Source organism: Salicola sp. AFF1, assembly GCF_056783195.1.
The window spans coordinates 1-7,485 of the sequence record NZ_JBXAYL010000047.1 but is presented as its reverse complement, the minus strand read 5'-3'; the positions used below and the strand labels follow the sequence as shown (position 1 = coordinate 7,485).

General features: G+C 58.0%; 6 protein-coding genes. 3 read left to right on the top strand and 3 right to left on the bottom strand.

The features are described 5' to 3' along the window. A partial coding sequence (locus tag AC1RQI_RS15995; RefSeq protein ID WP_481905614.1) for a hypothetical protein occupies window positions 1-267 on the top strand: 267 nt, incomplete at its 5' end. Window positions 268-448: 181 nt separating this feature from the next. Here the strand turns inward: AC1RQI_RS15995 and AC1RQI_RS15990 are convergent. After that, window positions 449-2,413, bottom strand: a complete 1,965-nt coding sequence (locus AC1RQI_RS15990; RefSeq protein WP_481905613.1) for an ATP-binding protein — start codon at window positions 2,411-2,413, stop codon at window positions 449-451. Window positions 2,414-2,502: 89 nt separating this feature from the next. Next, the gene (locus AC1RQI_RS15985; RefSeq protein WP_481905612.1) at window positions 2,503-4,710 is read right to left on the bottom strand and encodes a putative bifunctional diguanylate cyclase/phosphodiesterase; all 2,208 of its coding nucleotides are present in this window, start codon (window positions 4,708-4,710) and stop codon (window positions 2,503-2,505) included. A 286-nt stretch (window positions 4,711-4,996) separates the two neighbouring features. Here AC1RQI_RS15985 and AC1RQI_RS15980 point away from each other — a divergent pair, with 286 nt between their 5' ends. Beyond that, on the top strand, window positions 4,997-5,695 hold the full coding sequence (locus AC1RQI_RS15980; RefSeq protein ID WP_481905611.1) for a DUF4336 domain-containing protein: 699 nt from the start codon (window positions 4,997-4,999) through the stop codon (window positions 5,693-5,695). A gap of 33 nt (window positions 5,696-5,728) precedes the next feature. On the opposite strand, the gene AC1RQI_RS15975 is transcribed toward AC1RQI_RS15980, so the two are convergent. Beyond that, complete coding sequence (locus AC1RQI_RS15975; RefSeq protein ID WP_481905610.1) at window positions 5,729-6,178, bottom strand: oxidoreductase; 450 nt, start codon at window positions 6,176-6,178, stop codon at window positions 5,729-5,731. A gap of 233 nt (window positions 6,179-6,411) precedes the next feature. Here AC1RQI_RS15975 and AC1RQI_RS15970 point away from each other — a divergent pair. Next, window positions 6,412-7,485, top strand: a 1,074-nt coding sequence (locus AC1RQI_RS15970; RefSeq protein ID WP_481905609.1) for a nitrate- and nitrite sensing domain-containing protein, incomplete at its 3' end; no start/stop codon positions are given.

Here is a 7,485-nt window from a genome sequence, read left to right as displayed (position 1 = left end):
AGGATGGAGAACGGGTGGAGGATCAATCTGACAGGAGCGCCGCCTGATGGTCATACACCAGATTTGACAATAACTCGGGAAGCTGATCCCGACAGGTATGGGAACATGAAGTCACGATGTCGCTTTGTTCTGTGCAATGATGGCACTCTTGAAATAACGTCCTATGAGCATCTGATGGGAATGGCGAACGAGAGAGAGGCGTTCAGGGAAGTTTTGGGAAAACGCTTGGATCTCTTTATGGAGGTTGTCGAGAATGGGGAAGTGTAGAGCCTGACGCAGATTAAGTATGATGAAAAGGAAGATAGTCTACTAAATCACTTTAGTGCAATTCTGTTGCCGATATGCTAACCCGCTTGCGGCGCAGCTGGATTGGACAACAGGGCCCTATTCTCCAGTCCGCGCGTTTATCAGCCGACAGTGAGTGCATTGCTGGCGCCAGGAGCGCCGCTCAGGTGTTGTAGGCTCTATCGGGCGCGACCAGCGGTATGGTTATGGTGAAGCAGCTCCCCTGATCCGGTGCGCTGTGCACCTCAATACGGCCCCCCAGAATGCCGGTCACCAGGTTGAACGTAATATGCAGCCCCAGGCCGGAGCCTCCCTGGCCGAGACGGGTTGTGTAGAAGGGGTCGAAGATGCGTTTCTGTACCTCAGCCGTCATACCAGCCCCATCATCGCGCAGGGTGATATGGGCCAAGCCCTCAGCGTCCGTTGTGGCATGAATCCAGATGCGGCCCTGATTGCGCTCCGCAAACGCATGGGTTAACGCGTTATTGATCAGGTTGATGAGGACCTGGGAGAGGGCACCGGGATAGCTGTTGAACTCGATGGATTCCGGAATGTCCATCTCGAGCTGGTACGGGGAGCGCTGGAGCGTGGGCCGCATTGACAGGTGCACTTCGTTCACGAGGCTGTAGAGGTCGAACTCACGCCTGTGGGCGCTGGCCTGATCCACGGCGAGCTGCTTGAACGCGCCAATCAGTTCGGACGCGCGCGACATGTTCCGCTCAACGATCTGGGCGCCTTCCTCAACGTCCGCCATGAATTGATCCAGATCGGTGCGCGTCACCTGGTGTTCGAGTTTCTGGGCAAAACCGCGTTTGGCATCGAGTATTGAGGTTGATGACATCATCGCGTTGCCCACTGGTGTGTTGAGCTCGTGGGCAATGCCCGAGACCAGCGAACCAAGGGAAGACAGTTTTTCACTTTGGACCAGCTCATCCTTGACCTCTTCCAGGTGTCTGAGCAGGGACTTGAGTTTATCGCCGTAAGCGTTGACCGCCTGGCGCAATTCGCCCACCTCGTTCATGGTGCCGACATCCAGCTCCTGGGTGGTTTCGCCGTCAACCAGCTCCCGGATCTGGTTGGTGGTCTGTTGAATCTTGTGCAGAAGGTTCCGGGCGATGATGGCGGCGATAATGCCCACGATCAGCAACAACGCGCCAATAGCCACCATGAGGAACAGGCCCATACGGTTGGCGGCCGCCGTCATTTGACTTTTGGGTACGACCAGCCCAATGATCCATCCCGTTTCGGGGTGTTTTATGAGATCGGCATAAGCGGCTTCTCCCATAATCCCGTCGTTATCCAGCGCAACCAGCTTGCTGTCTTTCAGGTTATCGGCGGCCTTCAGGGTGTCTTTCAGCCAAGGCAGTTGTTGACCGAGTTCATCAACCGTCAGGAGTGAATCATCGGGTTGCTGGGGTGGTGTGGCCGGTTCAGGGAAGCTGATGACCTTGCCTTCCGAGTCTAGGGCAAATGCATAGCCGTCGTTGTCCGAACCGTATTGCGACAGGATGTCCGAGATGCCCTCCAGCCTCATGTCCACCGTGGCTACGCCGGCAAAGCGTCCGTCTTGTCTCATTGGCACGGTACAGGTCACCATTGGGGCTTTGGTAAAAGGGTCGATGTAGGCGTTCGACCAGCTGCAGCGGCCTATCGGCGCGTTCTTGCCGGCTTTGTACCAGCCCTTGTTGTGATAGCCGGAGCCCTCGGGGTCATTGTAGTCACCGAAATAGGCCATACCCCCATCGGAACGACCCCAGAAGAAGCTGCGGCGCTCAACACCTTCCTTGAACGCCCCCGGTTCAGGCCAGATCCCACCACCAGCGATCGCTGGATCGCCGTGATTGTTCAGAAGCGGCGGGAAGGTCTTCATGAACAGGGCCTCATCCTTGGGGAGCCTGGTGCCGGTCAATGCCATTGTACTGGTGAGCAGTTCGATCTGGCCCAGTTTGGCGCTGAGCAGATCCAGAAGGCCGTTCTGGTTAATGGTGATCCGTTCCTGGCGTTGTTCGATCAGGTTGGGTTTTACTTTCCATTCCACCACCGCAAAAATCGTCATCAGGGCCAGAACCAGAACGAGCGCGAACCCGAGGTTGATCTGATGGCGGATCATAAGGTCTGGTTTGGCCATTGTAGACGCTTCCGCTTTTGCTCTGCTGGATCCGGTTCAAAAGGCCCTTGTGTCCAGGCCGGACATGCCCAAACCCGCTATCCGAGCCGTTACCCAGAGCGTAGCAGCCACTGACTGAACTGGCGTTGGTCGAGCGGTTTGGACCACAGGAAACCCTGGCCTTCTTGACACCCTAAACTGAACAGGGCATCGCGTTGGGCATCGGTTTCAATGCCTTCAGCGATGGTGCGCATCTGGAAATTGGATGCCAGCTCCAGCATGGTATGAGCCATTGTGAAACGCGGCTCGTCGGCTGCATGCCCACTCACAAAACTGCGATCAATCTTGAGCCGATCAATCGGAAGCCGGCTTAACACGTTCAGGGACGAGTAGCCGGTTCCAAAGTCATCCAGGGCCGTACTGACGCCGTGACTGCGCACCGTCTCAAGCTTCTCCTGGACACCTGCCATGTCATCCACCGCGATTGATTCTGTCAGTTCGATTTCAACCTGGTAGCCCTCAAGGTCATGGGACCGGATGCATTGGATGAGTTTGTCCGCAAAGTGCTCTTCACGCATTTGCACCAGTGAGACATTGATGGCGATCCGGAAGTCGTCCCGCACATAGCCGATCATGCCGTTGCGCCAGCGAAGCGCGGTGCTGATGACCCAGTCCCCCAGCGCCACCATCATGCCGGATTGTTCCGCCAGCGGGATGAACTGGTCCGGTGGAATGTAGTTACCCTCTTCGTTTTTCCAACGCAACAGGGCTTCGGCACCCACCGCAGCGCCGTCGCTCAAACGAATGAACGGCTGGAAATGCAGCTGGAGTCGGTCCCTGGTGAAGGCGGTTCTAAGGCGGCTGAGCAGTTGCATCCTGTCGCGGGCCGCGTTGGCCAGCTCGTTGGTGAACAGAACCGTTTGGCCGCGGTAGAAGTGCTTGGCCTGCTTGAGGGCGACGCCTGCGTCTTTAATGATGGAGGCGGCGCTCTGTGATTCCTGGTCCAGGAGCTTGAGACCGCTGGTGGCTGAGATACGTAGCGGTTCGTTCTGGTGCAGCTCAAGAGGTTTGGCAAACAGGTCTGAAATGCGTTCGGGTGTGATCTCCTCGGCACTGCCCAGGATCCCGAAGACATCACCCCCAACGCGTGCTACAACAGTATCGGGGCTGAGTGATGAGCGCAGGCGTTGCGCTACCGCGTGCAGTATGGCGTCGCCAAATGCGTCGTCGAGGACACTGTTCATGTAGGAGAAGCTGTCCAGGTCCACCAGGGCGAGTGCCTGGCCTGGCTGGGCGTCCGAGGTGATGTGGCGCTCAATCGCGGCAACGAAACCATTGCGGTTCGGAAGTCCAACAAGCGTGTCCTGATAGGCCAGCTGTTTCATGGCGCCATAGAGCTGGAGTTTTTCAAAAGCGACGGCAACGTTGCTGCAGAACACCTCCAGAAGGCGCTGATCGGAAGTGGTGAGGGCATTGGGCAGGTCCACGAATGCGGCCAGAGCTTGTTGCTCCGGACCGGGCAGATAGACACAGATGCTGTCATCCAGGCGATGGTGCTGTTCCCGCAGCACGCTCGTGAGCCGTTGGCGCACGTGTTGCACCGGTAAGTCGTCCAGTGACAGGCCTTCATACTCGGAGTAGCGCCCGCCGGAGGCGACGATGAACGGCGCAGCCTGCTCCGGCTCAAGTGCGGCACAGATCAGGCATTCCCTGGGAACGTTGAGAAGGGCACAGATCTGTGTGACAACACCGGCGGTGAAACGCTTCAGATCATGCCGTTGGCTGAGTTCGGACGTCGCCTCCAGGATCTGTTCCAATCCATTGCGGTTGGCTTCGAGTTGGCGCAACTGGGAATAGGAGCGAATCGCAATCGCCATGCTGGTAAACAGCCGCACCCGGGTCAGTTCGGATTTTGTCTTGTAGTCGTTGATGTCATAACAGCGAATGGTCTCGCTTTCCGGTGCGTAGCCCGGCTGACCGGTGCGCAGGATCAGGCGGATGCTGTGGTTGTGCAGCTTGTCCCGTATCGTCTGAACCAGGCTCAGGCCTGAGTCGTCGCGTTCCATGACAACGTCGACCAGAGCCACCGAAAAGTCGGGGTCCTGTTGCAGTAACCGTAACCCCTCTTCGGCTGAGTAAGCGTCCACAAACCTCAGTTCCCGCCCTTCAACGGTGAGTCCTCTGAGTGCGAGCTTGGTTGTGGCGTGGACATCGGGATCGTCGTCGACAATCAGGACCTGCCAGGGGAGAGAGTCAGGCTCAGACGGGGCCTCGCTTTCATCGGCGAATACCAGAATCTCGTCGCTGCTTGCGGCCATGGCTCAGCCCTCTCATACCGTCTTTGGATCGGCGTCTTTCCTGATCGTCCGTTGTGACGTTTCCTGTCAGCGCATCCGGTCGCCAATGCGAAACCGGTGACTCGTGGCATGTGAGGTACATGCATCACACCATAAGCATAGGCGTCCTAAGTATCTTTACAAGGGCATTGCTGGTCAGGTCATGTCATGCTTGGTGGTGCCGTTGAGGATGCTTGCGGGAGGTGTGGGCACTGGCGTATAAGAGAATCAGGCCAATCGCTAAGACAGGGAGGCTTCGGAAAGCGGGATGCTACGTTACATCGCACCGAATGTATGGGTGGTCGAAGGGCCGAGGGTGGATTTCTACGGTTTCCCTTATTCCACGCGCTCGATCATTATCCGTTTCCCGGATAACCGTTTGTGGTTGTGGTCGCCGATTGCGTTGACGTCTGAGCTCAAGGCGGCGGTTGATGCCTTGGGCACCGTGGCCTGGCTGGTCAGCCCCAACAAGCTCCACCACCTTTATCTTGGGCAATGGCAGGAGGCCTACAAGGGGGCTGAACTCTGGGGCCCGCCTTCCGTGGTGCGTAAACGCCCGGATCTGGCGTTCACGGGGATACTGGGCGAGCGACCGCCAGCCAGCTGGAGCGGTGTGATCGATCAGCTCTGGTTCCATTATTCGTTGGCGCTGGAAGAAGTGATCTTTTTTCACAAAGCCTCGGGAACGGCCATTGTGGCGGATCTGTCGGAGAACTTCAGCGAGGCTTTCCTGGAGGCCCATTGGGCCGGCTGGCAAAAGACCATCGCCAGACTCTGGCGGATTGTGCAGCCCTGGGGGTATGCGCCGCTTGAAATCCGGCTAACGACGTTGCGGCGGCGCCAGGCGAATGCGGCCGTGAACCGGATGCTGGCCTGGAACCCGAAACGCGTGATCATGGCCCATGGAGAATGGGTGGACGAGCAGGGGCGGGCCTATCTTGAGAGGGCGTTCGGCTGGTTGCGCTAGGCGTGGATGGGGTGGCCCTCGAGGAGGACCGTTTCACTTACTGTTGTCGCCATGGTCGTACCGTCGCGCCTTGAGCTCAATGCCCATGCTTTCAAGTTGCTCACTCCGGTCCCCCCGCATCAGTTTCAGGAGTTCCTCCCGGGCCACCTCAGGGCTCAAGCCGCGTGATTCCAGGTGGGTCAGCATCTTGGCGAAGACTTCCCGGCGTTTCAGGCCGCCGGGTGAGGTATCACGGCGGTCCGAGAAGAAGTCCATGAGGGTGGACCCGCAGATGCAGTTGCGGAACAGCTCGATAATGGGGCGGTCATCGTCGTCGTAGGAGCTCTTCAGGCCGGAGCGTCCCCCTAGATCCTCTGATTGCGTCACGAAGTCCTCAGGGGAGTGGTAGACGCGGCCACAGTTGGCGCATTCCTTCGGGAAGGCGCTGTCCGAGAGGGCCTTTAGGCCGTCAAAGAGTTCCTGCTCGTTGGTTTTGCGGCTCACAGCTCTGATCGCTCTGCTGGGTGGTTGGTTGTCCAATCAGTCTAGCAGCCGTGGTGTGATCAAGCTTCGCGGAGGTGTGGCGGTCAGTTGCATAAGGTTACAGCCCGGGCGGTTGTGTACATTCACGCTGCGTGAGTTAATAGATGCACTGAATATGAATGTATTTTTCTTGGTATTGAGCCGTAGCAGCCAAGAGGGTGGCGCTTAATGCTCAAAGGAGGAAGGAGCCGGGTATGGGGTTTATCAACCGTCTATCAATGCGAGGCAAGCTGCTGACCCTGGTTTGCCCGGCGTTGGTAGTCATTGGGCTGTTCGCTGCCATCAATATTGGAGACAGTTACAGCCAGTACCGTGAGGCGCAGACCCTCAGGGGGATGATTGAGCTGGCCAAGGCTGGGGCGCCGCTTATTGAGCATCTACAACGCGAGCGCGGACGTTCAGCTGTGTTCTTTGCAGCTGAAGACCAGGGAGGCAGCGCGGCTGATTCGATGGCGAGCCAACGCAACCGCACCGATGACGCCATACGCCAATACCGGGAGGCAGTGGCCGGCCTGACTGAGGAATACGATCTGCCCGAGAGGGTGGGAGACAGTATTGATGAAACGGGTCGTGCCCTGGAGGCCTTACCCAGGACCCGCCGGCAGATCGAAAAACGCCGGATATCAGCGGGTGAGTCCGCAGAGGCTTACACCAGTCTTATTACAGCCTTGCTTGACCGAGAAAGCCAGATCGTGCGGCGGGCGAGCAGTCCGGCCATTATCCGGTGGATGTCGGCCCACTACCTGTTGGCCGAGGCGAGTGAAATGGCGGGGCGGGAGAGAGCCGCGGGCGCCAGCTTGATTCGTTCCGGGGATTTTGAGCTCGCGGCCAGTGCCCGGGTTGCCAGGTTGTTCGGGCGCCAGAAGGCCTTGTTCGACAAGGCGGGCGCCATGCTCCAACGCGATGAGCGTCTTGCACTGGAACGCGATCTGGAGAATCCGGATGAGGCGGCTATGGCCGGGTTGCGGGAAGCACTTCAGGGTGGCACTCAGGGTATGGACGAATTGACCGCCGACCAGTGGTTCCGTACGGCCACGCAGCGGATCGAAACGCTGAACGGTATTGGTGAAGGGATCCTGACAACAACAACCGACAGGGTGGCAACGATCCTGGCCCGGAGTTGGCGCGATCTGGTCAGCACCAGTGTGATCGCGCTGATTGCCATTGCCGTTGTATTGGTCCTTATTGTGTTCCTGAATCCGTTACTTCAATCGACCAGAAATGCGCCCAAAGCCTGCAATAACAAGGCTTTGAGCGATATAATAGCA

Excerpts from the sequence above, each read along its gene's own strand:
- AC1RQI_RS15980 (WP_481905611.1), top strand. The coding sequence starts at position 4,997 with ATGCTACGTTACATCGCACCGAATGTATGGGTGGTCGAAGGGCCGAGG.
- AC1RQI_RS15985 (WP_481905612.1), bottom strand. The coding sequence starts at position 4,710 with ATGGCCGCAAGCAGCGACGAGATTCTGGTATTCGCCGATGAAAGCGAG.
- AC1RQI_RS15990 (WP_481905613.1), bottom strand. The coding sequence starts at position 2,413 with ATGGCCAAACCAGACCTTATGATCCGCCATCAGATCAACCTCGGGTTC.